Source organism: Hymenobacter citatus, assembly GCF_014333615.1.
Taxonomy (GTDB): domain Bacteria; phylum Bacteroidota; class Bacteroidia; order Cytophagales; family Hymenobacteraceae; genus Hymenobacter; species Hymenobacter citatus.
On sequence record NZ_JACSCY010000001.1, the window covers coordinates 413,042 to 438,630 of the forward strand.

The 25,589-nt window shown below is 57.1% G+C and carries 19 protein-coding genes; 7 read left to right on the top strand and 12 right to left on the bottom strand.

All coding sequences use genetic code 11. The features are described from left to right. Positions 1–53: 53 nt before the first annotated feature. The 3 genes from H8B15_RS01690 to H8B15_RS01700 all read right to left on the bottom strand — a co-directional run bounded on the left by H8B15_RS01690 (position 54) and on the right by H8B15_RS01700 (position 5,664). Positions 54–776, bottom strand: a complete 723-nt coding sequence (locus H8B15_RS01690) for a basic secretory protein-like protein (protein ID WP_187317917.1) — start codon at positions 774–776, stop codon at positions 54–56. 212 nt (positions 777–988) lie between these two features. Beyond that, complete coding sequence (locus H8B15_RS01695) at positions 989–2,494, bottom strand: RagB/SusD family nutrient uptake outer membrane protein (protein ID WP_216859036.1); 1,506 nt, start codon at positions 2,492–2,494, stop codon at positions 989–991. A gap of 17 nt (positions 2,495–2,511) precedes the next feature. Then, positions 2,512–5,664, bottom strand: coding sequence for a SusC/RagA family TonB-linked outer membrane protein (locus H8B15_RS01700; RefSeq protein WP_187317918.1), 3,153 nt, complete (start codon positions 5,662–5,664; stop codon positions 2,512–2,514). 869 nt (positions 5,665–6,533) lie between these two features. On the opposite strand from H8B15_RS01700, the gene H8B15_RS01705 reads away from it, so the two are divergent. Together H8B15_RS01705 and H8B15_RS01710 are read left to right on the top strand one after the other, a co-directional pair. Next, complete coding sequence (locus H8B15_RS01705; RefSeq protein ID WP_187317919.1) at positions 6,534–7,559, top strand: LacI family DNA-binding transcriptional regulator; 1,026 nt, start codon at positions 6,534–6,536, stop codon at positions 7,557–7,559. A 40-nt stretch (positions 7,560–7,599) separates the two neighbouring features. Then, positions 7,600–8,103 (top strand): cupin domain-containing protein, encoded by a 504-nt coding sequence (locus H8B15_RS01710; RefSeq protein WP_187317920.1) that lies wholly within the window; start codon positions 7,600–7,602, stop codon positions 8,101–8,103. A 203-nt stretch (positions 8,104–8,306) separates the two neighbouring features. Here H8B15_RS01710 and H8B15_RS01715 read toward each other — a convergent pair whose 3' ends face one another. Continuing rightward, positions 8,307–8,987, bottom strand: coding sequence for a hypothetical protein (locus H8B15_RS01715; RefSeq protein WP_187317921.1), 681 nt, complete (start codon positions 8,985–8,987; stop codon positions 8,307–8,309). Positions 8,988–9,115: 128 nt separating this feature from the next. Here H8B15_RS01715 and surE point away from each other — a divergent pair, with 128 nt between their 5' ends. Next, positions 9,116–9,994, top strand: a complete 879-nt coding sequence (gene surE / locus H8B15_RS01720; protein WP_187317922.1) for a 5'/3'-nucleotidase SurE — start codon at positions 9,116–9,118, stop codon at positions 9,992–9,994. 22 nt (positions 9,995–10,016) lie between these two features. Further along, the gene (locus H8B15_RS01725; RefSeq protein WP_187317923.1) at positions 10,017–10,586 is read left to right on the top strand and encodes a 2'-5' RNA ligase family protein; all 570 of its coding nucleotides are present in this window, start codon (positions 10,017–10,019) and stop codon (positions 10,584–10,586) included. 80 nt (positions 10,587–10,666) lie between these two features. Here H8B15_RS01725 and H8B15_RS01730 read toward each other — a convergent pair whose 3' ends face one another. From H8B15_RS01730 to H8B15_RS01740, 3 genes are all read right to left on the bottom strand, one after another. After that, positions 10,667–10,870, bottom strand: a complete 204-nt coding sequence (locus tag H8B15_RS01730; RefSeq protein ID WP_187317924.1) for a hypothetical protein — start codon at positions 10,868–10,870, stop codon at positions 10,667–10,669. 175 nt (positions 10,871–11,045) lie between these two features. Continuing rightward, a complete protein-coding gene (locus tag H8B15_RS01735) occupies positions 11,046–12,377 on the bottom strand; it encodes a sensor histidine kinase (protein ID WP_187317925.1) in 1,332 nt (443 codons plus the stop codon). Positions 12,378–12,515: 138 nt separating this feature from the next. After that, positions 12,516–13,202 carry a response regulator transcription factor gene (locus tag H8B15_RS01740; protein WP_187317926.1) on the bottom strand — a complete coding sequence of 229 codons (687 nt, stop codon included), beginning with the start codon at positions 13,200–13,202 and terminating at the stop codon, positions 12,516–12,518. Between the two features lie 344 nt (positions 13,203–13,546). Between H8B15_RS01740 and H8B15_RS01745 the strand changes: the two genes are divergently transcribed. Next, positions 13,547–14,962 carry a T9SS type A sorting domain-containing protein gene (locus tag H8B15_RS01745; RefSeq protein WP_187317927.1) on the top strand — a complete coding sequence of 472 codons (1,416 nt, stop codon included), beginning with the start codon at positions 13,547–13,549 and terminating at the stop codon, positions 14,960–14,962. A gap of 58 nt (positions 14,963–15,020) precedes the next feature. On the opposite strand, the gene H8B15_RS01750 is transcribed toward H8B15_RS01745, so the two are convergent. The 5 genes from H8B15_RS01750 to H8B15_RS01770 all read right to left on the bottom strand — a co-directional run bounded on the left by H8B15_RS01750 (position 15,021) and on the right by H8B15_RS01770 (position 20,429). Continuing rightward, complete coding sequence (locus H8B15_RS01750; RefSeq protein ID WP_187317928.1) at positions 15,021–16,154, bottom strand: AI-2E family transporter; 1,134 nt, start codon at positions 16,152–16,154, stop codon at positions 15,021–15,023. 91 nt (positions 16,155–16,245) lie between these two features. Beyond that, the gene (locus tag H8B15_RS01755; protein WP_187317929.1) at positions 16,246–17,154 is read right to left on the bottom strand and encodes an NAD(P)/FAD-dependent oxidoreductase; all 909 of its coding nucleotides are present in this window, start codon (positions 17,152–17,154) and stop codon (positions 16,246–16,248) included. A gap of 116 nt (positions 17,155–17,270) precedes the next feature. Continuing rightward, a complete protein-coding gene (locus H8B15_RS01760; protein WP_187317930.1) occupies positions 17,271–18,839 on the bottom strand; it encodes a glycine betaine ABC transporter substrate-binding protein in 1,569 nt (522 codons plus the stop codon). A gap of 110 nt (positions 18,840–18,949) precedes the next feature. Beyond that, a complete protein-coding gene (locus tag H8B15_RS01765) occupies positions 18,950–19,402 on the bottom strand; it encodes a hypothetical protein (RefSeq protein ID WP_187317931.1) in 453 nt (150 codons plus the stop codon). 61 nt (positions 19,403–19,463) lie between these two features. Next, on the bottom strand, positions 19,464–20,429 hold the full coding sequence (locus H8B15_RS01770; protein WP_187317932.1) for an ABC transporter ATP-binding protein: 966 nt from the start codon (positions 20,427–20,429) through the stop codon (positions 19,464–19,466). Positions 20,430–21,427: 998 nt separating this feature from the next. On the opposite strand from H8B15_RS01770, the gene H8B15_RS01775 reads away from it, so the two are divergent. Both H8B15_RS01775 and H8B15_RS01780 read left to right on the top strand, forming a co-directional pair. Then, a complete protein-coding gene (locus H8B15_RS01775; RefSeq protein ID WP_187317933.1) occupies positions 21,428–24,340 on the top strand; it encodes a GEVED domain-containing protein in 2,913 nt (970 codons plus the stop codon). 181 nt (positions 24,341–24,521) lie between these two features. Then, positions 24,522–25,508, top strand: coding sequence for a DUF1028 domain-containing protein (locus H8B15_RS01780; protein WP_425489772.1), 987 nt, complete (start codon positions 24,522–24,524; stop codon positions 25,506–25,508). Positions 25,509–25,589 lie beyond the last annotated feature (81 nt).

Genomic DNA, 25,589 nt, shown 5'->3' on the forward strand with positions numbered 1-25,589 from the left:
CGAGATTACGCCCGCTGGTCGAAATGATGTTCTGTTTTTTTCATGCAAACAGATTACTTATAGGCTAGCTTCACGGCCGTAGGGTTGGCGGTATAGGCGGCCCACAATTCATCTAGCGTTTTGCCGGTTTTTTGCTTCCACAGTTCCGGTGAGTAAGCGTGCGCGCGCAGGGCGGCGTCCATCTCGTTCACAATTTTGGGGTAGCCGTTTTGCTCCAGCCACGCCAGAAAGCGGGCCGTAATGCGGTAGCTGTTGGTGTAGCTCTGGCCTTCTTTGTAGTCGGGCAGTTTCCAGTTGCCTGCCTCGTTGTTGATGCCAAGCGCGTAGCGCGTATAGTCGGCAATGCCTTCCGTGAGCCAGCCCAGCGAGCCGCCGGGGTAGCCCTGCACAATATGCATTACCTCGTGCGTTACCACGTCAATATCCTCGGGGTGGTCGCGCAGCCAACTAGGGCTGTAGCGCACAATGCCATTGTGGGTGGCCGCCACGCCCTTGTACTCGGGATCAACAATGAAGGTGACCTTCTTCAACGTTTTCGGATTGAACCGCTTGGCTTCCTTGGGGTAGACGGTGTAGAACGCATCTATCATGCGTTGCTTGGTGACGGGATTCAGGGCCGGATCTTTAGAAATGAAGATCAACGTATACCCTTTCTTCGTGAGCGAGTCCCGTGTAACGGTCGCCTGCTGGGGTAGGAGAGCACGGGCGGCTGGAGTGGTTGGGGCAGAAGAAATAGCCGATACGGAGAGTATAATACCCAGCGAAAGTTCTAGCATGCAGTTGGTTGAATGAAACAATCAGCGTAACAAAGTAGAGGTATGCGTCAAATGGTTGCGTTGAGGGTGAATAAAAAAGCAAAACGGATGACGCCGCATTGCGCCGCAGGCATACAAAAAAGAACGTCAGGCCGGGTGGGGTAGCGAGGTGACAGAAATTCCCAGAACCACCACCCACCATTGCCGCGCACCCGGCCATGACGTTCTACTGCTTACCACCCAGGGTTCTGGGTGAGGTTTTTATTGTTGTTGATTTCAGCCGAAGGAATGCCCCACAGCAGGTATTTTTCTTGGTAAGCCGGGCCTACTTCACCTTTAAAGCCTATCACGTTCACGAAGCGGTTGTTGGCTACGTCGTAAGTTTGGCGGGTGCGCTGAATGTCGAAATACGCCTTATTCTCGTAGGCCAACTCGTGGTAACGCTCCTTCCATACGGCTTCGCGGAACTGGGCCTGGCTTAGGCCGCTCAACGCGGGGAGTTTGGCCCGTGCCCGGATCTTGTTGATTTGCTCGTATGCTTTAGGCGTAGCACCACTAGCCTCGTTGATGGCCTCGGCATAAATCAGCATCACCTCGGGCATGCGTAGTAACGTCCAGTTTTCGTCGCCTACCCCGTTGCCCAGGGCGCTTTCTACCTGGAAGTATTTATACAAGGCCTGCGTACCAAAATTGACGGTTTGGCTAGGGTCCTTAATAGAAGGATACTTCGAGAAGTAGAATTGCTGCTCCTGTGCGCGCAAATCACCTCGCTCGTGGGTGTTGTAGAAGCCCGGCGTCGGGATAAGGGCCCCAAACTCATCGTTGTATTTCGAGATGCCTACGAAGTAAGGAATCACCTGTGCACTGATGGCATTGGTGGCAATGCCGAAGGCATATTGGGCCTGCAAAATAAATTCGCCCTGGTTTTTGTCAGCGTTGTTGTGCAGCGAGATATAATTCGCGAACAACGGATACTGATTCGCGTCAATCAGCTCAGCCGCTTTGTCGGCAGCCTTTTGGTAGTTGGCCTTTATCTGCAAGGGGTAGCCGGCTGTGGTCAGGTAAACACTTGATAGCAGCGCTTTCACAGCTCCTTGCGAGATGCGCCCCGTGCGGTCTACCGCAGGCAGACCTGCCTGCTCGGCTGCCTGCAAGTCGGCAATGATCAGGTTGTATACTTCAGCCTGCGGCGTGCGGCTGGGATACAGATCAGGGCTTGCACCATCAACAGGCGCAGTGATGAGTGGTACGTCGCCGTAGAGACGAACGAGGTGATAGTAGAGAAACGCCCGGATGAAATACGCTTGGCCCAGCAGCGCTTTCTTCTGCGTCTCGTCCATTGAAACGCTCGGAATGCGGTTAATAGCTAGGTTGGCTGCCCCAATGCCGTTGTAGGCAAGGTTCCACATGTTAGAGAAGTAGGGGTTGGCCGGGTCGATGCTCTGGTTGATGAGCTGGCTGTTATTGAAGCTCTGCCCAAGGGTAGTGGCGTGCAAAGCCATCAATTCCACGCCTATCCACATCGACTCGCCGTAGCCTACATCCGTGTTCATGATGCGCAGGCGGTTGTAGAGCCCATCAATGGCCGACTGTGCTTGCGTGGCGTTGGTGAAATAATTGGCCTGGGTGAGCGTCGAGCGGTTGTCTTCTTCCAAAAAGTCATTGCAGCCAGTGGTGGCTAGCAGCAAGCCTGCGCAGAGCGCGGCGGCTTGGGAACGAAAGCGAATTGACGAAAGCATAAAAGCTAAGTAGTAGGTTACAGAGTTACGTTGAGGCCCGCCGTGAACGTGCGTGCTTTCGGATAGTCGAAGAATTGAATGCCTTGTGCAAAGGCATTGGTGTACGTCGACGTTTCAGGATCGTAACCCTTGTATTTGGTAATCAGGAAGAAATTCTGAGCCGATACGTATACCCGCAGGCGAGAAAGCTTGATACGCTCTACCAAAGCACCTGGGAATGTGTACCCCAGCACCGCGTTGCGCCCCCGAATGAAGGAGCCATCTTCTACCTTATAGGAGTCGATGCGCGAATCATAGTACACGTAGGAAGGACGTACCTGGGCAATCATCGTATTCTGGTTGTCAGGCGTCCAGGCTTCTGTATAGGCGCGGCTGTAGCTGTTGGCCTGATCGGTGCGGTCAAGGGCCGAGTGGTGGGTGAGGTTCATCACGTCGTTGCCGTAGGTGAACTGCACGTCAAACAGCAAGTCAATTCCTTTGTAGGAGAAGTTGTTGATGAAGGAACCGAAGCCCGTTGGGATGCTCTTACCAATAATTACCCGGTCACGGTCGTTGATCTGACCGTCGTTGTTTTGATCCACAAACTTGAGGTCACCAGGAAGCTTATTGTACCGCCGGGCTTCGTCAGCCTCGTCGGTTCCCCAGGTACCCGCGCGTACCAAACCAAAGAGCGAGCCCACTGGCTGCCCAATGCGCAGCACGTTGGTTTCGTTCAGGAAGTTAGGACCAGGGTAGATGTCGTCGCCCGCTGGCCCGAGTGCCAGCACGCGGTTTTTGAGGAAGGAAATATTAAAGCCGGTTGACCAGTTAAAGTCTTTGCCGCTCACGTTTACCGTGTTCAGCGACAATTCTAATCCTTGGTTGCGGACGCTACCTACGTTGCGGAAAATGCTGGCATAGCCACTGGTACGTGGCACTGGTGCAGCCAGCAGCAGATCGGTAGTCGTACGCGAATACACGTCAGCCTCGAAGGTTACGCGGTTCTGCCACAAGCCCAGGTTCAGCCCCAGGTCATACTGGCTGGCACGCTCCCAGCCTAGCTCAGGGTTGCCGAGTGTGCTGATGGTGGTGCCACCTACCCGTACACCATTGAAGATATAGCTGTTAGTACCCAAACGGGCCTGCGATTGGTAGTTATTGAAGCTACTGTTACCAGTCTGCCCGTAACCAAAGCGAAGCTTTAAGTCAGAAATTGTGGAATTATCGGCCAGGAAAGGCTCTTGCGAAATACGCCAAGCAGCTGCTGCTGAAGGGAAGTAGCCCCATTGATTATCAGCACCAAAGCGGGAGGCTCCGTCGGCGCGGAAGGTAGCCGTTAGCAGGTAGCGGTCCTTGAAGCTATAATTGGCACGCCCGAAGAACGACAGGAACTGGTTGGCGTCGAAGTTGGATGTCGGTACTTGGGGAGTTGCCCCCGCACTCAAGTTATAGTAGCTATATGTGTTGTCGGAAAGGCCGCGCGTCTCGGTGTAGTCCTGCAATGACCGGAATCGTTGAGCATCCGCCCCCACAACTACATTCACTGAGTGATCCTGCGCGAATACTTTATTGTAGGTCAAGTAGTTCTGCCACTGGATGCTCTTGCCGTCGTAAGCCGTAAATCCTGCCAGGTTCTGAGTGCCTGCCCGTAACTGAATCAGATTAGTCGAAGCAGTAGGATTAAGCTGCGAGCTAATGTTGGCACCGAGTACCGAACGGAAGCTTAGGTTGGGAGAGAAAGTCAGGTTGGCGTAAACGTTGCCTGCAAATACCTGATTACGTGTCAGGTTGATGTCTTCGCGAGTAATAGCAACAGGATTATCGCCTCCTTCCATATCGGGATAGTCCTGTCGCTTGCCGTATGCGCCAGTCGGGTATTGGATTGGAATGATTGGAATCATCTCAATCATCATCCGCGGGATGTTATTACCACCCACGAAGTTGTTACCGATTTTATCCTCAATGTTGCTGTAGTTCAGCGTTGCGCCCACTTTCAACCAGCTTTTTACCTCATTGTCCACTGTTAGGCGACCTGAGTAACGCTTCTGGTAGGTTTCGCGAATGATGCCCTCAGCGTTGGTGTAATTGAGAAAGAGGCCATAAGTAGTCTGGTCGCCGCCGCCCGAGAAGGATAGGTTGTGGCTCTGTGCTACCCCGTTCTGGGTGGTTTCTTTCTGCCAATCCACATCATAGAGAGGGTTCAGGTTTTCGTCGAACAGACGCCTGGGGTCATTAGGATTGGCTAATGCGCGGCGTTTGATACGAGGGTCCCGGTTGGCATATTTGCCATCTGCCCAGCCAGTCGGGTCATATTTTTGTACGTTCTGATATCCCAAGTCCTCCATTGCTAGAAACTCGCGAGCATTCAGCACGTCTAGCTTGCGGGCCATCTGGCTAACACTCACATAGTTGTCGTAGGAGACTTGGCTGCCTTTACGACCGCGCTTCGTAGTGATAAGGATAACCCCAGCGCTGCCGCGTGCTCCATAGATAGCGGTAGCCGAGGCATCTTTTAATACCTCAATGCTTTCAATATCATTGGGGTTGAGCGTAGTGATACCTTGTTCCCAAAACACGCCGTCTACCACGTACAGCGGGGTGTTGCCAGCCGAAATAGACGAGTAGCCCCGCACCCGGATGGTGGGCGAGCCACCTGGCTGCCCCGAGTTCAAGGAGACGTCTACGCCTGCTACCTTACCCTGCAGGCCTTGTGCGACGTTCACTACAGGACGCTCTACCAACTCGCTGGCTTTCACGCTACCTACAGCACCTGTGATATCAGAGCGCTTTTGCGTACCGTACCCCACTACCACCACCTCATCCAGTGCCTTGTTATCCGTCACTAGCTTAATTGTGAGCGAAGTACGACCACTAATGGCAACTTCCTGGGCCACATACCCAATAGAGGAAACAACCAAGGTTTCGTTGCCAGTAGGTACTGTTAACGAGAAGCGGCCTTCGGCATCGGAGGAGGCGCCCACGCCCGTTGTCCCTTTTAGCACTACCGTAGCGCCGGGAAGAGGATTGCCTTTATCATCGGTGACGATACCTTGTACGGTTACATCAACGCGGCGAAACGTGGCGGCTACCCGGCTGTTGGCCGTAGCCTGTGTGAGCGGTACGGCCGCGGCAATGCCAAGTGCCAGCAGCGGCACCCTGCACAACTGTTTAACAGATAAAGAAGGGGTCATAGGGTAGGAATTGGTGGAAAATGGAAAATGAAAAAGCGTGAAAGGAGCTGCAAACCCAAGCAATTAAATAGGTATAGCCTGCTGTAGAAATCGATTGCAATTAGAAACTTAAACGTTTTAGCATAGCAAGGTAAACAGCTAAATAAAGCGAAAGCGAAAAATAGGAAAGCGCGTGAAAAGCTACGGGCTACCCGGATCAGATACCCGGGGCAGGGTAGGAAGACAGCTGTAACAACCTATATAATAGGCAGCTGACGCGTTGATGAGAAGCTGAACGTGAGTGTAGGTCCTGAGCAGCGAATAAAAGCCAGTTCAGCAGCATAATGCTCTGAAAAGGTTTTCGAGCGAAAATATCAAGCATTTATTTTGATCTACCAAACCTAAGCTAAAAGCTTTTAGCATATTTGCTCAGCAGATCTGCTGCCATGGCCTGTTTAGTAATAAGAAGCCGTCTGGCTTTATCTAACTATTGATTTTACTTTAATGTGCATAAGTTTTGACAGAAATTTCACCACTCTCACGTCGCGCGCCTACTGCTTCATACCTAAGTAGCGTAAACAATCTCTAAGTATAAAGTGCGCCGGGTATTGCGCATAGGCTAGTTCAGTAAGCTCAATGGTATCAGCGGCCGCGAAAACTGTGGGCAAAACAGTCCTGTTGTAGATAGGGCTATTATTCGGCTATCAAAAGGCAAGGCATTTGTGCTGGCGGCAAAAATAATAGTGCTATTAATCTATATATATTCGATTGGTCAAACTCGGTGAATAAGGTTTTGAGGCTGATTTGATTTTTTACTAATTGATTGAAAGTCAAATCAGCACACCATAATTCCAGCCCTTGGCCTTCCCCAAAAAACAGACCTTAACTACTTGAAAAAGAAAACCCTGATCCGTGACATTGCGCAACACCTGGATGTGTCGATTGCCACCGTGTCGTTGGTGCTGAACGGGAAAGCGAAAGAAAACCGCATCAGCGATGCGCTGGCCGAGAAGGTATTGGCCTACGTGGAAGAAGTCGGGTACAAGCCGAACCAGTTGGCGAAAAGCCTGCGCACGGGCAAGACCCATGTCATTGGGCTAATTGTGGAGGACATTGCCAACTCGTTTTTTGCCACGGTGGCGGGCCTGATTGAGAAGAAGGCACTAGAGCGCGGCTACCGCATTATTTATTGTAGTACCAACAACGACACTGCCAAGACCCGCGACCTGCTCACCATGTTTCAGGAGCGACACGTGGATGGCTACGTGGTGGCTCCGCCCAGTGGGGTAGAAGAAGAAATTGGCACCCTGGTACGCAACGGAAAGCCTGTAGTACTGTTCGACCGCATGCTGCCAGGCGTGCTGGCCAATGCCGTGGTGGTAGACGGCGCCGCCGGCACCTACCAAGCCACGCAACACTTGCTGATGCAGGGTTTTTCGTCGGTGGCTTTCGTGACCATCAACTCTGGGCAGACCCAGATGCTGGGCCGGCAACAGGGCTACGCGCAGGCCATACGCACGTACGGCCTAACGGAGCTGATACTGGAGGTGGATTTTCTGCTGGAGCGTGAGCAGATAATTCAGCGCATGCACGAGTTTTTGCGCAGCAATCCGCTGTGCGATGCTATCCTATTCTCCACCAACTACCTGAGCGTGTATGGACTGGAAGCTATCAGCCGCCTGGGGCTGCGCATCCCGGAGGATATTGCCATTGTTTCCTTCGACGATTCTGACCTGTTTCGGCTGTATTCGCCCACAATTACCGTTATTGCGCAGCCCATGGAGGTGATGGCCGATAATATCATTGGCACACTCCTGACCGCCCTGGAAGGGGGCGACGAGAAGGGCAGGACCACGCAAGTGCAACTGTCGCCATCCCTGCTCATCCGGCAGTCGTCGATCCGTCGCGTACTTTAGTCTCTGTTTTATAACCTGGTTCTTTACCCTTTTTCTTCTTATGGAAACTACCGCTGCTAAATCTGCGCTTTTTGCCGAAGTAGCCGAGCACCTGCAACAGCAGGGCTTCACTGTTGACCGCCGGGACGATACGCGTCCGTGGGGCGGTTTCTTTGTGTTGGACGAGGAGCAGGCTCAGGCCTTTGCCGATGCTTATTTCGATGGGCTGTCGGTGGATAGCCTGCGCATCTCGGGCAAGCTTAGCCCCAAAATCCTACTGGTAGCGCCCCACCAGCGTTTATCGTGGCAGTACCACCACCGCCGCGCCGAAATCTGGCGCGTGGTGCGCGGCACCGTGGGTGTTATCACCAGCGATACTGATGAGGAAGGTGAGCTGAAAACCTACGCGCCCGGCGAGCAGATTGTCCTGCAACAGGGCGAGCGGCACCGCCTCATCGGCCTCGACGACTGGGGCATCATCGCCGAAATCTGGCAGCACACCGACCCTGAGCAACCCTCCGACGAAGACGACATCGTCCGCGTGCAGGACGACTTCGGACGCTAGGAGGTGAACTAGTGAGATAGTGAAATGGTGAACTGGATATAGAATAGCGTCTGTCATCCTGAGCTTGCGAAGGACCTTATGCCCACTGAACGAGTCGTTATGACGAGTATCGTTCTCACGTGATAAGGTCCTTCGCAAGCTCAGGATGACAGACGCTATTCTATATCCAGTTCACCACTTCACAAGCTCACTAGTTCACTATTTCAATACACCACTACCCCTTTAATACGCGTAGCAGTAGGGATTTCGGCCGATTCCATGTCACTGCTGTGGTCGGCGGGGAGGGAATTTTCGTCCAGCAGCCAAGCCATGCGGGCTTGTCGGGACACTGCTGCGAAGCCGTCGGGGGTGGTGCGCACCCGCGAGAAGCCAAATAGCTGACGCGCTGCCCCAAAGGGCGAGCCCACGCCCACACCCTCGCCGGTGCGGTACTGCGGATCGGTGATGACAATGCGCCGGAGGTAGAATCCCCGTTGCTGGCTGCCGGCCATTTCCAGCAGGGTAGGCGGGGCCGATGGGTCTTGCGCGTCGTGCAGCTCGTAGGCTGGGTAGGTGCTGTCGCCCACTGTGCGCGTAAGCTTGTGTAGCAGATCAGTGGGTACGCGGGCCAGGAGTAACTTTTCGGGCATGCGCACCCGTAGGCGCCCGGCCTGGCCAGGGCTAATCAAGTGCAGCGAATCGGGCATGTTGGGGGTTTGTGCGATGCGCTGCGCGGCCGCATCGGGGTCGGTGGTGCGGGAGTCGCCAGCAAAGGGCGAGGCGCCGCTGGAGGCCGTGGGTGTGGTAGACGAATCGCAGGCGGCCAGCCCAGCCAGCAGCGCCAGGGGCAGCAGGGCGGCCCGCAGCGGCCCTATACCCGACGTGAGAAAATTTGAAGGTAGCATGTCCGACTTACGGCAACGGGCGGTTTGGTGTTGAGTAGAAGCTGATGTAACCAAAACTTTACGACCGAAGGCGGCCCGCTTCCGTACCTTTAGCCGAGCTTTTCTACCCAAAACATTTCCTTACCGACGTGTCCGACGCTTCTTCCCGCAAACCGCTTATTCTGATTTCCAACGACGACGGCATCACGGCCCCCGGCATTGCCGTGCTGGTGCGTGTGATGCGCCGCCTCGGTGAGGTGGTAGTAGTAGCGCCCGACTCGCCCCAGTCGGGCATGGGCCACGCCATCACCATCGGTCACCCCCTGCGCCTCGACCCCAGCCGCGTATTTGCCGACGAGGGCATCGAAGCCTACGAATGCTCCGGCACGCCCGCCGACTGCGTGAAGCTGGCCAAGCACATGGTCCTGAAAGACCGTAACCCCGACTTGGTGGTATCGGGCATCAACCACGGCTCTAACTCTTCCGTGAATGTGCTGTACTCGGGCACCATGTCGGCAGCTATTGAGGCGGCCATTGAAGGGCTGCCCGCCATCGGCTTCTCGCTTTGCGACTATGGCCACGAGGCTGATTTCTCGCATGTGGAGGAGTGGGTAGAGCACCTCACCCGGCAGGCGCTGGCCCACGGCATTCCGGCGGGTACGGCCCTGAACATCAACATTCCCAAGAAGCAGGAGCAGCCCATTCTGGGCACGCGCCTGTGCCGGCAGGCCCGCGCCAAGTGGCAAGAAGAATTTGACCTGCGCCACGATCCGCACCGCCGCCCCTATTACTGGCTGATTGGCAACTTCGTGAACGAGGACCAAGGCGAGGACACCGACGAGTGGGCACTGGCCAACAACTATATTTCTGTAGTACCCTGCCAGTTCGACCTCACGGCTCATTACGGCCTCAGCCAGCTCAACGAAAGCTGGGACCTGACGCTGGGCAACCAACCCCCGCGCCGCCCTACCCATCCGCACACGCCCCGCATCGGCAGCGCTACCCCCACCGACCCGCGCCCGGAGTAAGGTAGGCCCCGCTACTGTGCCCATGAAACCGCTGTACCTAGTGGCGCTGTTGCTACCCGAACCTGCCCTATCGGAGGTGTGGGCGCTGAAGCAGGAGGTGCACCAGCGCACGGGTAGCCGCAACGCTGTGCGCCTACCCCCGCACATCACCCTCATTCCGCCCCTGCGCCAATCCCCGGATTTCGAGCAGAAGGCCCGGCAAGCTCTGGCCGCCTTTGCCGCCGCGCAGCGGCCGTTTGGGGTAGGGGTACAGGATTTCGCGTGGTTTGGTAACCGTACCTTGTTTGTGCGCGTGACGGAGGACGAAGGCGTGCGGGCTTTTCATGCAGCGTTGCAAGCGTGGTGCGCGACGCAACTGCCGGAAGTGCCCCGCGAAACCCGGCCCTTTACGCCCCACCTCACGCTTGCCACCCGCGACCTACCCGCCGAGCAAGTGCCCGAATTGCGGGCGCTGTTTGCGGCGCGGGCCTATGCGGCTACGTTTCAGGTAGCAGCGTTTCAGCTGTTTCGCCACGATGGACAGCAATGGCAGGTGGTCCAGACGTTTGCGCTGACTGCGGAGCAGGTTTCCCAGGGTTTCAGCCCTGGGTAGCCGAACGGCAGGCGCAAAAAAAGGCCCCGTCCAAAGGACGAGGCTTTTCCTGTCTGCAAGGTAGTGCGCCGGCCCGGCCGCTACAGCAACTGTTGCGGCCGGTGGTGCAGAATAGCTGTATGCACCGCCTGCACGCGCTTGTGCTCAAAGGCGGGATTGTCAGATTTATGGATGACAGGAATGCTGGTGCTAACGGGAAGCCGATGATGCGCTGTCTGCTGGTACCACACCACACCAATCAGCCCAAGTAGCACCGCTAGTAGCAAGAGCAGCAGCTTCTTCATGGCCTGAGAAAAATTCTGTGTCCGAAAGCTACGCGCAGCAAAATGAAGCCTACGTGAAACCAGTCGATACCAAGCCAGCCTAGCACAAAAAAAAGACGCTCTGATTTGTGTCCGAGCGTCTTTTCTAAAATGGTTTGCCCAGGGCAGCCATAGGCAGACCAGCCGCCGCGCTACCTCACGCAAACTCCAGAATAAAGGTAGTGCCTTCTCCTACGGTCGACTCCACCCGCAGGGTGGCGCCGTGAAAGTCGGCAATGGTTTTGGCGATGGGTAGGCCCAAGCCGTAACCCTCTGGCGCGGCGGCGCCTTTATGGAAGCGCAGAAACCGGTCGAACAGGTGCGGGATATTTTCTGGGGCAATGCCGGGGCCGGTGTCGTGCACACCCAGGCGGTAGCGGCCGTCGGGTAGGAGCTGGCCCGTCACGGTGATGCTGCCCTCCTCGCGGTTGTATTTGATGGCGTTGCTAATCAGGTTGAACAGCAGCGTAAAGAGCAGCGTGCGGTTGGCGTTGGGAAGCACATAATCGGGGTGCAGCTCCACTAGCAGCTTCAGCTCGCGCTGGGCCAGGCGGTCTTCCAGCTCGTTGGTTACATCGGCCAGCACCGTAACCAGCGACACGGTTTCGTTGCGCAGGTACTGCTCGTTTTCAATATTAGCGATGAGCAGCAGCGTTTTCACCGTATTGCGCAAGCGGTAGAGCGTTTTCTGCGACTCCACCAGTTTCAGGGAATGCGCGTGGCTCAGGCGCGGGTCTTGCAGCATGTTCTCGAAGCGCGTTTGCAGGATGCTCACCGGCGTCAGCAGCTCATGCGACACGTTCGACATAAACTCCCGCTCCTTGGCAAAGGCCCGCTGAATCTTGTGCATCATGCCGTTAAGGCTGTCGTCGAGGCGGCGGAAGTCGGCGGTGGTAGTGGCCAGCGGCTCAAAGGGAAACGCCGAGGGGTGGTTCACCGCTTGTAGTTTCTGGGTGATCAGCCTACCCAACGGCCGCAGCAGGTAGTGAGCAAACGCGGCGTCGGTAAACACCGTGAGCAAGGCGCCAATCACGAGCACCCACAGCGCCAGGTGGCGCAGCGTGTAGGTGAGCAGTTCCACCGTGGCCAGGCTGCTCCCGATTTCCAATCGGTAGGCTCGCCCGCCGCGCCGGAATACGTGGCTGAGAATCCGGAAATCCTCAATCTCATTGTCTACCTGGCGCGGCTCCTCCAGCATGCGCACGGGTTCCTCGGGGGTAGCGTCGGGTAGGGGGGTGAGGCTGATATACTCCTGCTTCAGAATGTTATAATCGGCGTAGGCCTCGGCGTTCTGCTCTTGTCGCACAAAGGCCGAGATGCCGTCGCGCCGGATCAGGTCCAGCAGTTCCGTTTGCTTCTCGCGCAGGCGCTGGTCGGTGTGTGCCACCGACACCCTGCTCACAATGGGCGGCAGCACCACCACGCCCAGCAGCACCAGCAGCAGCTTCGACAGCGCATTAAATAGAACTAGCTTTGCTTCTAACCGCATGGTTTTGCTATTGCTAAAACCCTGTCATCCTGAGCAGCGCGAAGGACCTTATGCCCGTTGAACGAGCCGTTGGTACGCTAGTCGTTCTCACGTGATAAGGTCCTTCGCTCTACTCAGGATGACAGGGTTGTCTGACGTTTAACCAGCCTCCGTAATACGGTAACCAATGCCGCGCACGGTTTCCAGGAAATCGGTGGGGGCAAACTGGCCGAGTTTTTTACGGACGTTTTTGATGTGCACGTCGATGTAGTTGGAGTCGGAATCGTCTTCCAGCACGTTGCCCCACAGGTGCTCGCCCAGCTGCAAGCGCGTGAGCACCCGGTTTTTGTGCAGCAGCAGGTAGTGCAGCAGGTCAAACTCCTTCTTGGTGAGCGTCACCTCCTGGCCCTGGTAGTGCAGCGTGCGCCCCGTTACATCCAAGTGAAAGCCGTTGCCAAAATCCACTTCCTGGCGCTTCAGCCCAAACTTGCGCCGCGTGATGGCCTGCATTCGGCTCTGCAACTCCATCAGGGAGAAAGGTTTAGGGAGGTAGTCGTCGGCACCCAGGTCGAGGCCTTTGATGCGGTCGTCGATGGCGCCGCGGGCCGTGAGGATGATGAAGGCGGCCTCCTGGTTCTCGTTTTCCTTGGCTTCGCGCAGCAAATCCAGGCCGTCGCCGTCGGGTAGGCCCAGGTCGAGCAGTACAAAGTCGTAGCTATTCACGAAGATCTTCTCCGACGCCTCGGCATAGGTGCGGGCCGAGTCGCAGATATACTGCGACTGCGTCAGAAACTGGCGCACCTCCTGGTGCAGGCTTTTTTCGTCTTCGACAATCAATACATACATAAGCTAAAGGCAGACAGGTACGTGGAAGAGTTCAGGGCGGCAACATACACAAAGCCATCTGAAGGACAGGTGAAGTGCCAACTACTGGTGCGCCTTACTCAGGCAACGGGTAGGGTCTCAGATGGGAAAAATTACTGTTTCCATACGGCACAAGACGGTCGGCCATCGGAATGCCTGATATATTACATTATTTATATGTATATAAATAATTGACTGCATTACCTTTGCTCTAAACGCGTACAGCTCGTTTTTTAATAAAAACGAGTTTGTAAGACTTTGTACTCCAGAAGGAACTGGACGGGAAGATAGAGTTGAGAATACTTTCGCACGAACCTATAGCTTATATGAATAAACGACTTACGCTGAGTATGCTGCTTGGTGGCGTTTGTGCAAGCCCGGCGGTAGCCCAAACCACAAGTATCAACTACGTAACGGAAATTGTAACCTCTTACGGTGGCTACTGGCAGAGCGGGGTAGGCAGCATTAATACGGTAAAGCCCGAGAACTCGCACAATCTACTGTCGTTTACGGCCAATGGCGTGCGCTATTCTACGGGTGTCAACGATCAGCTACTGCTAGATAAGGGACTGGTGATTACGCCCGCGCGGTTTCAGGCGCTGCCCGTTATAGCCATTGGCACGCCCAACAGCAACACAAAAGTGGGACTGGGCCAACTGTACGACGGCGTAGATAATGGCCCCAGCAACCCGCCCCCCAGCAAGGATCTGGCTTCCTACCTCACCGATGGGCCAAATGGCCTGGATATCGGGACGGGCATTGCCAATCTGCCCGCTGGGGATATTGCCTTTGTGGTGCGCGACGTACAGGCCGCCGCCCTGAACGATGGCGTGCCGGATATTCTGGTTACGCAGATTGCCTCACCAAATTCGAGCCTATCGGACACCTACGGCTTCTACAATGCCGCAGACGTGCTCATTGGCAATACGGTGGACGTTACGTATACTACAGGGTTTCCATCGGTAGGCGACTGGGTAGCAGACTTCTACGAAGCTTCCCAAAATCCCCGAACGCTGGCGTCGAACTTTACAAAAACGGAGCGGTCCATCCGGCTCTGGAGCGCCGACCTCAGCAAGTTTGGTATCACGAAAGACAACTACGGTGCAATAGTCAAGTTTAAGATCAAGCTATCGGGTGATAGTGACGTGGCTTTTGTGGCATACAACAGCCGCTCGGTGACGGTGTTGCCCGTGCAGCTCACTTCCTTCAGCGGCAGCCTGGAAACCAGCGGCATAGTACGCTTGCAGTGGCATACCGCCAGCGAGCTGAACGCTGCCGCCTTTGTGGTAGAGACGAGTGCTGATGGCCAGACCTTTGTGCCGGTAGGGCGCGTGGACGCGGCCGGCAGCAAAACCACCGGTACAACCTATTCCTACCTCCACCGCCCTACCACAACGGGCGTGGTGTACTACCGCCTGCATCAACTCGACCGCGACGGCACCGGCGCCTACTCGCCGGTAACGGCTGTAGCCATACAGGATCGGGAAAACCGCCAGGTGCAGGTAGCGCCCAACCCCTTCCGCGAAACACTACGGCTGCAACTGCCTGCCTCAGCTACCACCGGCCACGCTTGCCTGCTAGCCACTGATGGAAGGCAGGTGTATCAACACGCTTTCACGCCCGATGAGTTGGCCGAAGGTGCCTGCGTGCTACACAACCTACCCGCCTTGCAACCAGGCTTATACCTGCTGCAAGTACTGATAAACGGGCATATAACGCAGCAGAAGCTGATAAAGCAATAGTAAAGTAAAGCGGCCTGTAGCCCCCACCCAAACCATATAGCAGCGGTTTCGGCGGGGGCTACTCGTTTTCGTCCGTTGACTGGTGGTCACCTAGCGCATCCTTAATATAGAGCTCCTGAATCAAGGTCATGAACGTGACCAGGGCAGGCATGGCAATGATGGTACCCGGCAGGCCGCCCAACACACCACCCAGCAACGCCCCCAGCAGCACCAGCACCGGCGGCACCGCTACGGTGCGCTGCTGCACCAGGGGTACCACCACATAGCTTTCTACCTGCTGCACACCCAGGTACACCAGGCCCACATACAGCATCATTTCGGGGCCTTGCAGCACCGCCAGTAGCACTCCCGGTACGGCTGCCGCAATAGGCCCCACAAAGGGTACAAAGTCCAAGATAAACGTCAGTACTCCCAGCACCAGCGCTAGCGGAATGCCCAGTAGCATCAGGCCCGCCCAGGTAAGAATACCCACGGCCAGCATCGCAATAAATTGCCCCAGTAGCCACCCTTCCAGTTGTTTCACCACGCAGCTCACTACCTCGCGCGCCCGTTTCCGGCGGGCTATAGGAAACAAACGCGTGAAGCCATTGACGTATAGATCAGGGTTGAGGGCGAGAAAGAAGCCTGCAATCAGCAGCACCACGGTGTTGGCCACAATACCCAGGAAGCTGCCTACGTAGCCCGTCATGCGGCTTAGGTTAGGGGCTGAGGCATCGGAGCGAATCTTATCGATGAGGTAGTGGCCCCATTGTGTTTGCTCCAGTTGCTCCTCAATTTTGTTGACGGCCGCCGGCAGGTTAGACGATAGAGTACTAGCCTGTTCCGATATACGCGGCGCCGCCAGTAGCACAAACCCGGTAATAAGCCCAATTAGGAGCAACAAGGCCAGCGTAACCGCCAGCTTTTGCGGCATTTTACTGGAAATCCGGCAAAATATTCGACCTACTGCCCGTAGCAACACAGCAAATAGCACTGCGCCAAAGCCCAACAGCAAAATAGACATGCTGGCCCACAGAAACCACAACAGGAGCCCTACGCACAGTAGCGTCCCTACCACAAGTAGCACCCGCGTCATGAAGCCATCGGACTGCTGCTTTGGATCAAACGGGCCCTTGGAAGTGTCAGAAGGAGTAGAAGGTGCGTGCGGTGCTGGTGACGCCGCCTGAAACGTATTGCGGATAAAATCGAGCATGTTGGAAGCTAGTGAGTACAGTACTGTTACTGGCTCAGCCAGGTAAAGTTGACCAGCTCCCTCTTGCATCGCCTACCGCGAAGCAATAGCGTTAGAAGTCTGCTGCTATCAATTCCCGGTCCAGCGCACCACCTGTCATGCCGCCCTGGGCGCTGGCAACGGATATCTGCCGCATCGGCGTGGTAAGGTCGCCTGCCGCAAATACGCCGGGCACCGTAGTAGCGCCCATCTCGTTGGTGCGCAGGTGCCCGTTCTCCGTGAGTTCGCAACCAAGTTGTACATGAAAGTCAAGCGGTAGGGAAAAAGGTACGTGGGCAAACAAGGCCGTAAGCGGTACCTGCTCGCCCGTGGTCAGGTGAAGGTAGCGCAGCTGACCCGCCTCGTGCTCCAGCGCCGCCAAGGGTGATTCGATAATGCGGACAGCATGGGCCTGCAACTGCTGGGTCTGCTCTGCGGTGAAGGTAGAAGGCCCATTCGTGAACACGCGTAGATCAGCGGACCAATGCTGAATCATGCGGGCAAAATGAAAGCCCATGTCGCCATTGCCGAGCACGCCCAGCGGCTGGCTGTGCACTTCGTAACCGTGGCAGTAGGGGCAGTGCAGCACCGAGATGCCCCAGCAGTCAGCAAAGCCCGGCAGTGCGGGCATTTCATCGCGGATGCCCGTGGCAAGTAGTAGCTTACGTCCCCGGAAAGTCTGCCCATCCTCGGTGCTCAGGCTGAAATAGGGGCCATCAGGGGTAATGTGCGTGACGGTGGCCGTGCGGAGCTGTACGGTGGTGTAGGGTAGGAGTTGCTCGCGGGCAATGGCAAGCAGCTGCTGCGGGGTAGCCCCGTCGCGGGTGAAAAAGCTGTGGGAGTGGGGCGTTTGCCGATTGGCCGGCCGGCCGGCATCCAGTACCAACACACGGCGGCGTGAACGGCCCAGCATCAGCGCGGCGCTAAGACCAGCTACGCTGCCACCAACAATCAGTGCATCAAAAAGCGTGTCAGAAGACATAACGAACAATAAGAGGGGAATGAATATCTATACAACAAATATATGCAACATTGTTTCATGAATAGAAAAAGAAATGCGTTACCGCAAAGCTCCGCCAGCGCGAGCCGATAGTTTTGCTACTGCTGCAAGTAGGCGCCCAACTGCGAAATAGAGGCAATGCCTAAGTTGGTGGCCTGCTTGCGCCGCATGAGTAGGGCATAGGCGTTGTTGAAGCCCAGCGGCGCCAGCCACTCCAAGTTGTAGCGCCGCCGGAAACCTTGCTGCACGTAGTCGTACACAGCCTGGGGGTTGCCACCGAGCGAGTCTAGCACAGCGGCGGAGGGTTGCAGCAGTACCAGCAGGCCTGTGCCGGTATATTCGGGGTACAGGTCAATTTCGCCACGCCGCAAGGCTTCAAAACAAATGCTGGTACCACCCAAACCAGTTTTGGAAGCTACATTCAAATCGGTGTTGGCGCGAATGAGGGCTGCGTATAGCTCAACCAGAATGTACTGCTCAGCAAAAATCTTGGAGCCAAGCGTAATGGTAGGCGCGGTGGCGGGGGTAGGGCGAGGTGCCGCCCATAGGCCACGCTGCCGCAGGAAGGCTTCGGCCACCGCGCGGGGTTCTTTGTGCAGGAAATCAACCTGATAGTTCAGGTCGGTCATCACCGAATCGTTGATCTGGCCGGTGAGTTTGGCCAATACTGGGCTTAGCTCGGGGTGGGCCGTCAGCACCTGCGGGCGCACTACGGGCGCGGCGTAGTAAGGCGGAAAGGCCTGCTTGTCATCGTGGAGCACGCGCAGATCGTAGGCTTTGATGCGGCCGTCGGTGGAGTAGCCATCGATGAGGTCGACTTCGCCGGTGCGGGCGGCTTCGTACACCAGGGCCGGGGCCAGAATGACGTTGCTGGGGTGCAAATCATAAGTCGTGGCCAGGCCCGGCAGCCCATCGGCCCTCCCTACAAACTCGGGGCTGAAACCCGCCCGCAGCCGGGCGCTGGCGCGGGGTAGCAGGTAGAGGCCGCCCAGCAGCGGCAGCGCCACGAGCAGCGCCGTGCCTACCCGCGTGAGCTGGCGGGCACTGAGGCGCTGCACGCCCGCTAGTGCCACATCGAAGGCCACCGCCAGCCCAGCCGCCGGAATGGCGCCGGCCAGGATCATGACGGGATTATTAAGCGCGATACCACCGAAAATGAACTCGCCCAGGCCGCCGGCTGCTACGTAGGCCGCCAGCGTGGCCACGCCCACATTTATCACCGTGGCCGTGCGGATGCCCGCAAATAGTACTGGCAGGGCCAGCGGTAGCTCCACGCGCCGCAGAATCTGCCAGTTGGTGAGGCCCAGGCCGCGGGCGGCCTCCACCACGCCAGTATCTACGCCGCGCACACCCTCCACGGTGTTGCGCACAATGGGCAGCAAGGAGTACAGAAATAGCGCGAAAATGGCCGGCTTGTAGCCAATGCCCATCAGCGGAATCAGAAAGCCCAGCAGCGCAATGCTCGGAATGGTCTGCAAGACACCCGCAAAACCCAGCACCGGCCCCGCCCACCGCGGCCGCCGCGCCACCGCCAGCCCCACGGGCACTCCTACCAGCACGCCCAGCAGCAAAGCCGCCGCCGTGAGACCAATGTGCTGAATGGTCTGCTGGCCAAGTTTGGCGGCTTGCTCGTGCCAGAAAGAGAAAAGGTCGGAGAGAGTTTGCACAGGGTCTGGTATAGATGATGGAGAAGCCGGGTAGGGTAGCGGGTAGACATACTAGTAGCCACGAAAACAGCCTCCTTCATGGTGAGCACAGCCGGCGCAGAAAAGGCTGCTTACGCAGCGCGTAGGTCCGTTTCGTAATAACAGTCCCAATAGCCGTTGTCGAGTCGGTAGACGTTTACGCGGTGGATAAGTCCCAGGCGTGGATGTCGGGCTTTCACCTGGCCGCGCCAGACGATGGTATGCACCGACGCATCGGGGGTAGGCTGCACGGTTTGCCCCAGCGCGTAAGCAAACGGGCGCGGCGTCAGGCCGGGGTCGACTTCCGGCAGCGCCTCGGGAGCGGAGCGGGTAGGCCGATTTTCGGGCGCGGCGATGGGCACACCGCAGGCTTCCTCGTGCCAGGCCAGCGGCTCCCCGCACGTGGCGCACAGCGAGGCATCCAGGTCTGACGTAGGCGCGGGCGTTAGTTCTATATCTATAGCTGCTACCTCCGCGGCGTCTGAAACCACTACGAGTGGGACATCGGGTACGAAGGTGGAAGTGCTTTTCTTACGGGTGGCCATACGGAAACAAGTAAGTTTTTTTAGCTAAGGTACAGCGCACTAAATATTTTAGCAACCCAATTCAGGCTGTTGCCGCCGACAACGCTCGCTCAAACCCCGCCATCAGCCCCGCCAAATCTACCGCCTTATTCGTCTCGGCAATGCGTAGCTGGCTGCCTGGCGCGCCGCTGAGCAGCTCCAACGCCTCTTGCACCGAGGCGGTAGTGGGTAGGGTAGGCGCATCCAGTGTTTCCGGAAGCATTGGCAGAAACGGCAGCACATCGGCCAGTTGCAACACGCGTAGCTGCAACGCCAGCCGCTCGGCAGCGAAAAACTGGCGCACAAAATTGTTGGCCGGACGGAACAGTAATTCCCGTGGCGTGCCCATCTGCTGAATCTGACCTTGATTGAGTAACGCAATGCAGTCGGCTAGCTCGAAAGCCTCCTGCACGTCGTGGGTTACGAGCACAATGGTTTTGCGGCGCAGTTCGTCCAGCTCCCGAAAATCCTGCCGGATGGCGGCGCGGGTAATTGGGTCGAGGGCGCCAAAGGGCTCATCCATGAGCACAATGGGCGGGTCGGCGGCCAGCGCGCGGGCAATGCCCACACGCTGCTGCTGTCCGCCCGAAAGCTGGCGCGGGTACTGGCCGGCGTATTGCGCGGGCGGCAGGTGCAGGCGCGTGAGCAGCTCTGTGGTACGCTGGGTAATCTGCTCCGGCTTGTGTTTCAATAGCTTAGGCACTACAGCCACGTTTTCGGCTACGGTGTAGTGGGGTAGGAGCCCTACCTGCTGAATCACGTAGCCCAGGCCGCGCCGTAGCTCGGCGGGATTCTGCTGCCGGATGTCGTGGCCGTTGATTTCGATGGTGCCACCGTCGGGCTCGATGAGGCGGTTGAGCATCTTCAGCAGCGTGGTTTTGCCGCAGCCGCTGGGGCCAAGCAGCACCAGCGTTTCGCCCGGCGCCAGCGCAAAGGAAATATCCTGCACCACGGCGCGGTCCTGGTAGCGTTTGGTCAGGTTGCGGACGTGGATGGCGGGGGTAGGCAAGAGAGTATGGGCAATGGGGAGGGTAGGAAAGCTACGCTGTAGCGTGTCAAGGTAAGAGAGAAGAGGTAAAGTTTGTTTGCGGGCGACGCCACGCGCACATCAGCAAACGAAAGCAAGTTCACCCTTCAATCCTTATCTGCAGAGGGCGTACCGTGTGAAATACGACGAATTTAACATTTTCCTTAGTATATAAACATTCTAATTTAACTTTGAATAATAGAGTAATAGTTCTAGTATACAGTCCATTTACGCCGTACCGGTTCTGCCTTGTGCTGCACCGGCATCTGCTCGATAGTTAGAGAGTTATACCCAGAGTGTAGACCAACTGCCTGCCTCCTGCTAGATAGGATAGGGTTGCGAAGTAATAGGAAAATCAGAAGCTGTTGGCCAGGGCCAGGCTGTGTATTATCTGTTAAGGAGAGGGTAGTGCTTTATGAAGTTATTTGTGACGATAGTTGGTGTGCAGGTGCTCGTTATGGCGCTATGCTGCGTGGGGTGCGTGCAAGCGCAACGCCCTGGGCAAAACAAGGCGGTAGAGTCTACACTGGAAGGTGAGTGGGTCATTACTGATCAATCGGTTACTCCACTTGGCATTGCTACGCTATGCCAAGCTATCCGGCCTGGTACTACAGTCACCTTTAGCGCTACTACCCTGGCAGTGCACGCAGAGGGTGCTGCGAAGCCCTGTGCGGTTCTGAATTACAAGGCACAAGGGCGCTTTCTTAGCTTTTCGCGGCAGGATATGGTGTGGGTCGCTACCCACGAGCTAACTGCGCAACGCTTGACCATACGCTCGCCCAACTTCTTTACGCCAACGGCTGCCGGGCAGGTAGCAGGTGCCCCTGCGCCCGCAGGGACCGGCGCAGAAATACAAGTCACGCTAACCAGAAAGTAGACGCCGCGCTGCGCCGACGAACTGGCGCAGTATGCGGTGCCGCCACCTATTCTCAGGTACAACAAGCAACACGATCCATCCTTTCCACTTCATTCCACATCCTATGAAAAACATCTACTGCTTCTTGATTTTACTTCTGTCTGGGGGGCTGCTGGTGCCGGCCTATGGTCAGAAACCGCTGTACCTGGGTAAGCTCCAGGAAGTGGCCGCGCAGTATAAAAAGCACCCGCAAGCTGCAACGGCCGGCGCTAAGGGGGTAGGCACAGCGGTGCGGCAAGCGGTGCCTGCAGGCAAAGACTTGGCGCTTACTCTAACGGAAAATAAGCGGCAGGGAGCCGCTGAGTTGTTCTTTGGCGAAGTAGCAGGCACCAAGCACAGTTCGTTTTACCTGAAGGTATCGGACCGGGAGGCCACGGGCTCGGTGATTCTGCGCGACGAGAAGAAATACTACCGGTTTTCCTCTACTGCCGATGGCTCGGTGTACCTGACAGAGGAAAACATCGACAAAGTGCTGTGTGTGGGCTACCAAGACCGTCAGCCCACTGCTCCCGCAAACACGCAAGCGGCCACCAGTGCAACGGTGGCTGCCGCCGTACCGGCTCTGGAGAGTCTGCCGGGAGCCGGCGCAGTGCTCTACCTCGATTTTGATGGGCAGACGGTAACCAATACGCTGTGGAATTACAATTTCAACAACGGCAATTCCATTGAGGCAGCCCCCGCTACGCTTTCGGAACGGGAGATGATTGAGGTGTGGAAGCTGGTCAGTGAGGACTACCGTCCCTTTGCCCTGAACGTAACCACGAGTGAGGCCGTCTTCAACCAAGCGCCACCGAGCCAGCGGATGCGGGTTATTTTCACGCCCACTACCTACTTCTACCCAGGTGCCGGGGGCGTAGCCTATATTGGGTCCTTCACCTGGGGTGGCACCACCTACGGCGAAACGCCCTGCTGGGTCTTCAATGGGGGCGTGAAGGGCGCCGGCGAAGCCGGCTCGCACGAGGGCGGCCACACGTTGTACCTGGGGCACGATGGCCGCACTACCCCCGCCGAAGGATATTTTGCTGGTCAGCAGTCTTGGGCTCCTATCATGGGAGTGGGCTATTACGTGCCGGTGGCACAGTGGAGCAAGGGCGAGTATCCCTACGCCAACAATCTGGAGGATGACTTGCTGAAAATCAGCACCATGAACGGTTTCGGCTACCGGGCCGATGACCACGGCAACGACCTGGCCTCGGCTACCCCGTTGGTGGTAGGCGCAGGCGGGGTGGTGTCGGGGGAGGCCAACAAGGGCGTTATTTCCACCACAACGGATGTAGACGTCTTCTCCATCAAACACGCTGGCGGCCGCCTGGCGCTCAGCGTCCGTCCCGATCCTGCCCATCCTAACCTGGACGTGCTGCTGACCCTACGCGACGCGGCCGGCACCGTAGTGACCGTGGCCGACCCAGTCACGCTCTCGGCCACGGTGGAGGGCACGTGGCCAGCTGGCACCTACTACCTAACCATCGACGGCACGGTGGGCGCGCTCGGAGCCAACTCCGACTATGCTTCCCTGGGGGCCTACTCCATCGCCACAAAAGACTACGAGCAACCCACGTACACCGATGGCTGTACTAATTTTGCGACGCTTATCAACAGCTTTAGCTTCAGCACGTTGGCAAATGCCAATTCGGGCTGCGGCGGTGGCACGGCCAATGGCTACACCATCTATCCTCCAACCGGTGCGCTGACTACTACTCTTACCCGCGGTGAAAGCTACGCCATGCAGATGCAGGCGGCCAACTACCCCATGTATTTTGGCGTGTGGATAGATTACAACCAAGACAAGGATTTTGATGACGAAGGGGAGTTTGTGTACGCCTCGCCTACCTCCTCCACGTCTCCCTTTGCGGCCACCATTGCCATTCCGGCTACGGCGCGGCTGGGCACCACGCGCATGCGGGTACGGAGCAACTACAGCCCCCAGATTACGGGTGAGCAGTCATCGTCGTCGATGAACTACGGCGAGGCGGAGGACTACACCATCACCATTCGGACCAACGAAGCGCCTACCGTTCGCCTCACGTCGCCGGCTCCCGGTGCCATGTTCAGCGCGCCGGCCACCATCAGCCTCACAGCCGAAGCCGCCGATGCCGATGGGCGCGTGGCGAAGGTGGAATTCTTTGTGGGCGCTACTAAGCTAGGCGAAGTCCTGGCTGCCCCTTACACCTATAGCTGGAGCGGGGTAACAGTCGGCACGTATGCTCTCACGGCCGTCGCCACCGACGACAAAGGGCTGGCCACCACCTCTGCCGCGGTGTCGGTAACGGTTAATGACAACGCCGTAGCGCAGGGCTGCGGGCTGGGCTACTGGAAAAACCACCCTGCCCAGTGGGGATGCTACACGCCCACTACTCTCTACGGCACTGTGTTTCAATCGGCTCCTGCCGACCTTAGAGCCAAAACCTTGTTGGAGGTGCTGAAGTCTGGCGGTGGCGGCAATTACAACCTGGGCCGGCAATCGGTAGCGGCGCTGCTGAATAGTTGCAGCAGCGCGGTAGCCTATAGTGCGCCTTATCGCTATAATACACAGAAGCTTATAGCAGATGTAAATGCAGCCTTCACAAGCAAAGACAAAAAAGCTGTGAACACGCTGGCTACGAAGCTCGAAGACCTCAACAGCGTTGGTTGTCCCCTGGATGGCAGCGCGGCTACCCTAGCGGCCACTGCTACAAGCAGCGCGCAATTTCTTGCCGAAGGAGAGGCAATGAGTTCAGGCAGAAAGCTGAGCATCTACCCAAATCCCTTCGCAGAAGAAGCAGTTATTGAGTTCCAGCAGGCCCAAACGCAAGAGTACGTGCTCGAACTCTACGACATAACTGGTCGGCTGCTCAAGCGCGTGGCTACTGGCACTGCCGAAGCCGGTAAAAACTACCGCTTCCCGGTGGATAGCCACACCTTAGCAGAGGGCATGTATCTAGTGCGGTTGACCACGGGCGAAACGGCTCAAAACGTCCGTTTGCTGAAGGTAAAATAAGGCGCTTCTGAGCACAGTACCAGTATCTTGTGGTGCTGTGCTCAGAGGTAGGCCAACACTGAGAGAACAGTGTGTAGCGGCCCCTCCGTCGAGTTTCCAAATCTCTGGAAACTCGACGGAGGGGCCGTATGTGCGTCTTCTGCTTTATCTTGATACCGACTTCACCCTAGTTCGTATGCCCATCAAAACGCTGCTGTTCTTTCTTGCCCTGCTGAGTAGCCACTTTGCCACCGCACAGGTATACTCCGTCACCGACCCGCTGGCGCACACGTTTTCCATCGTGGCCCGCGACCTGAAAACCGGCGATATGGCCGTGGCCGTGCAGAGCCATTGGTTTTCGGTGGGTACCTCGGTGAGCTGGGGCGAGGCTGGGGTAGGGGTAGTGGCGACGCAATCCTTCACCAACAAATCCTTCGGGCCGCGCGGACTGGCCTTGCTCAAGAGCGGCAAAACCGCCCAGAAAGCGCTAGACGAGCTGCTGGCCGCCGATGAAAGCCGCGACGTGCGTCAGGTTGCCATTCTCGACGCAAAAGGTAACGTAGCCACGCACACCGGCAAAAAGTGCATCGACGAGGCCGGCCATGTGCAGGGTACTCAGTTTTCGGTGCAGGCCAACATGATGCTCAACAATACCGTGCCTGCCGCTATGGCCAAGGCCTACGAGCAGCACGCCACCCTACCTCTGGCCGAGCGCGTGCTGGCGGCCCTCGACGCGGCCCAGGCCGCGGGCGGCGACATCCGCGGGCGGCAGTCGGCGGCGCTGCTGGTGGTGCGCGGCACCGCCACCGAAGGTCCCTGGGCCGACCGCCTCATCGACCTGCGCGTGGACGATGCCGCCGAGCCGTTGCAAGAGCTGCGCCGCCTGCTGAACCTGCACCGCGCCTACGAGCACATGAACGCCGGCGACCTGGCCGTAGAGAAAAATGATGTGCCTGGTGCCATTCGCGAGTATGAAGCCGCCGAGAAGATGTTTCCCCAGAACCTGGAAATGAAGTATTGGCACGCCATCAGTCTGGCCAACAAGCAGCAAGTGCCGGCCGCGCTGGCACTGTTGCGGCCTATCTTTCAGCAGGAACCTAACTGGCGCATCCTCACCGGGCGCCTGCCCAAGGTAGGGCTGCTCACAGTCAGCCCCGCCGAGTTGGCTCAGATCATGAGCCTGAAATAGGGTAGGGGCGCCTTGCTGGCGCCCATTGTCTGCTACGCTTCGTTACCGAATAAGTCTCGTTTCGGCAAACGCCACTGCCTA

What these genes read in the sequence shown, in the direction of transcription:
- H8B15_RS01690 (WP_187317917.1), bottom strand. Translation starts at nt 776, where the DNA reads ATGCTAGAACTTTCGCTGGGTATTATACTCTCCGTATCGGCTATTTCT.
- H8B15_RS01695 (WP_216859036.1), bottom strand. Translation starts at nt 2,494, where the DNA reads ATGCTTTCGTCAATTCGCTTTCGTTCCCAAGCCGCCGCGCTCTGCGCA.
- H8B15_RS01700 (WP_187317918.1), bottom strand. Translation starts at nt 5,664, where the DNA reads ATGACCCCTTCTTTATCTGTTAAACAGTTGTGCAGGGTGCCGCTGCTG.
- H8B15_RS01710 (WP_187317920.1), top strand. Translation starts at nt 7,600, where the DNA reads ATGGAAACTACCGCTGCTAAATCTGCGCTTTTTGCCGAAGTAGCCGAG.
- H8B15_RS01715 (WP_187317921.1), bottom strand. Translation starts at nt 8,987, where the DNA reads ATGCTACCTTCAAATTTTCTCACGTCGGGTATAGGGCCGCTGCGGGCC.
- H8B15_RS01725 (WP_187317923.1), top strand. Translation starts at nt 10,017, where the DNA reads ATGAAACCGCTGTACCTAGTGGCGCTGTTGCTACCCGAACCTGCCCTA.
- H8B15_RS01730 (WP_187317924.1), bottom strand. Translation starts at nt 10,870, where the DNA reads ATGAAGAAGCTGCTGCTCTTGCTACTAGCGGTGCTACTTGGGCTGATT.
- H8B15_RS01735 (WP_187317925.1), bottom strand. Translation starts at nt 12,377, where the DNA reads ATGCGGTTAGAAGCAAAGCTAGTTCTATTTAATGCGCTGTCGAAGCTG.
- H8B15_RS01740 (WP_187317926.1), bottom strand. Translation starts at nt 13,202, where the DNA reads ATGTATGTATTGATTGTCGAAGACGAAAAAAGCCTGCACCAGGAGGTG.
- H8B15_RS01745 (WP_187317927.1), top strand. Translation starts at nt 13,547, where the DNA reads ATGAATAAACGACTTACGCTGAGTATGCTGCTTGGTGGCGTTTGTGCA.
- H8B15_RS01750 (WP_187317928.1), bottom strand. Translation starts at nt 16,154, where the DNA reads ATGCTCGATTTTATCCGCAATACGTTTCAGGCGGCGTCACCAGCACCG.
- H8B15_RS01755 (WP_187317929.1), bottom strand. Translation starts at nt 17,154, where the DNA reads ATGTCTTCTGACACGCTTTTTGATGCACTGATTGTTGGTGGCAGCGTA.
- H8B15_RS01765 (WP_187317931.1), bottom strand. Translation starts at nt 19,402, where the DNA reads ATGGCCACCCGTAAGAAAAGCACTTCCACCTTCGTACCCGATGTCCCA.
- H8B15_RS01775 (WP_187317933.1), top strand. Translation starts at nt 21,428, where the DNA reads ATGAAAAACATCTACTGCTTCTTGATTTTACTTCTGTCTGGGGGGCTG.